The organism is Curtobacterium sp. B8, assembly GCF_000333315.1.
Taxonomy (GTDB): Bacteria; Actinomycetota; Actinomycetes; order Actinomycetales; family Microbacteriaceae; genus Curtobacterium; species Curtobacterium luteum.
The window spans coordinates 1-2,042 of record NZ_BACW01000369.1 but is presented as its reverse complement, the minus strand read 5'-3'; the positions used below and the strand labels follow the sequence as shown (position 1 = coordinate 2,042).

Sequence of the window (2,042 nt, the reverse complement as noted above, 5' to 3'; positions counted from 1 at the left end):
GGACGGTCCCGGACGTGGCGCGGAGCAGGTGCCGGGTCGGAAGTCATGCCCCGACCGTAGCCTGCCCGGTTCGCGGTGGTCCGGTCAGCCCCAGACGCCCGAGGTCCCTCGGCGGTGGCTGCCGACCAGGTGCGTGTCGACGATGCCGAGCGCCTCCATCAGCGCGTACATCGTGGTCGGCCCGACGAACGCGAACCCCCGCTTCCGCAGCGCCTTCGACAGCGCGACCGACTCGTCGGACGTCGTCGGGACGTCCGCGAACGTGACCGGCTCGGGCGTGCGGTCGGGTCGGAACGACCACACGAAGTCGGCCAGCCCGCCGTCCTGTCGGAGCGCGATCGTCGCGTTCGCGTTCGTGATGGTCGCGAGGATCTTCGCCCGGTTCCGCACGATGCCCGCGTCGGCCATCAGCCGCGCGACGTCGTCCTCCCCGAACTCGGCGACGGTGTCCGGGTCGAAGTCGGCGAACGCGGCCCGGAACGCCGGGCGCTTCGCGAGGATCGTCCGCCAGGACAAGCCGGACTGGAACGCCTCGAGCGACAGCCGCTCGAACACTCCCCGCTCGTCACGGACGGGCATGCCCCACTCGGTGTCGTAGTAGTCGCGCAGCAACGCGTCGGTCGATGCCCACACCGGGCGGGCGAGGCCGTCCTCGCCCACGACGAGGGACGGCGGCGTGACGGTCGACTCGGTGCTCACCAGCCCATCCTGGCGTCCACGGCCGACACACGACCGCTACTTGCTCGGCGGGCCGTCCTGCATCGCGGCCTGGTCCATCCAGACGTGCTCCCAGTGGTGACCGTCGGGGTCGGTGAAACTCCGCTGGTACATGAAGCCGAGGTCCATCTCCGGGCGGTCCTCGTGTCCACCGGCCATGACGGCGGCGTCGACGACCCGGTGCACGTCGTCCTTCGAGTCGGCGCTGAGGGAGTTGATCACCTCGATCGTGTCCGGGTCGGCGATGGCCTTGTCCGTGAACTCGGCGAACTTCGCGTGGGTGAGGAGCATCACGTACACGGTGTCGCTCACCACGGCGCACGCGGCGGTCTCGTCGGTGAAGTCGGGGTCGATCGGGTAGCCGAGGGCCTCGTAGAAGGACTTCGACCGGTCGAGGTCGGCGACCGGCAGGTTGATGAACACCATCGTGGGCATGGGGGCTCCTTCGCTCCCCCCAGAACCTCCCGCAATCCGGCGCCGCGCGCAAGCACCTTTGTCGCCGCCACGAACGTGATACGCAACATTCTGCGAGTGTGCACCGTGCCTACTGCGACGAATCGGAACCCGGTGGCGGGCTCGACCACGCGGCCTACGTCCTGGCGGCTGTCATCGTCGATGACCGTGATCGCACCGCTCTCCGGGACGCGGTCGAGCGACTCCGACCGGCACGGATGAAGAAGTTGCACTGGTACGAGGCGATCGAGGCGCAGCGGTACACCTGGCGCGGACTGCTCGGACTCGCTGTCGCGATCATCATCGTCCGGTACGAGGGATCCCCGGCGCGAGCGGGGCGACGCCGACGACGTTGCCTCGAACGGCTGGTGTACGAGCTGGAGTCGCGCGCGGTCCGTCACCTGACGCTCGAGTCCCGCGGTCCTGCGTTGGACCGCGCCGATCGACGCGCACTCGACGCGTTTCGCACGCAGGGTGTCGGACGGTCGGTGGTGTGGGAGCATGCGCGCGGCGACAGCGAGCCCTTGCTGGCGCTCGCGGACATCGCCTGCGGGGCACGAAAGGCGCTCGTCGATGAAGAGGACGCAATAGAGATCACCGTCGGGTGAGGACGATCCGGAACACGGACACGCGCCGCACAGCGCAAAACCCCGGGCCCGCGCTGGCTGCAGGCGTATCCGGGGCTCACTTCCGACCGAGCAGCACGCGGTCGACATATCAATACTAGGCCGCGATCGCTGAACGTGTCAACGCGACCACGCGATCGCGCGACCGGCAGGGCGGACGCGAGCCGCGCCTTCAGGCCGGTGCCCATCCGGACGACCGACGGCCCGCCGCAAGAACGGACGGTCGTCGGACGGAACGCGGGGGGA

At 69.5% G+C, this 2,042-nt stretch carries 3 protein-coding genes; 1 reads left to right on the top strand and 2 read right to left on the bottom strand.

What is annotated here, in order from left to right; all coding sequences use genetic code 11:
- Window positions 1–84: 84 nt before the first annotated feature.
- Both I59_RS09590 and I59_RS09585 read right to left on the bottom strand, forming a co-directional pair.
- Entirely contained in the window at window positions 85–699 is a 615-nt protein-coding gene (locus I59_RS09590) for a DNA-3-methyladenine glycosylase I (protein ID WP_022903683.1), read from the bottom strand.
- A 36-nt stretch (window positions 700–735) separates the two neighbouring features.
- A complete protein-coding gene (locus tag I59_RS09585) occupies window positions 736–1,152 on the bottom strand; it encodes a VOC family protein (RefSeq protein WP_022903682.1) in 417 nt (138 codons plus the stop codon).
- Window positions 1,153–1,250: 98 nt separating this feature from the next.
- Here I59_RS09585 and I59_RS19645 point away from each other — a divergent pair, with 98 nt between their 5' ends.
- The gene (locus I59_RS19645; RefSeq protein ID WP_022903681.1) at window positions 1,251–1,778 is read left to right on the top strand and encodes a DUF3800 domain-containing protein; all 528 of its coding nucleotides are present in this window, start codon (window positions 1,251–1,253) and stop codon (window positions 1,776–1,778) included.
- The last annotated feature ends 264 nt before the right edge of the window (window positions 1,779–2,042 follow it).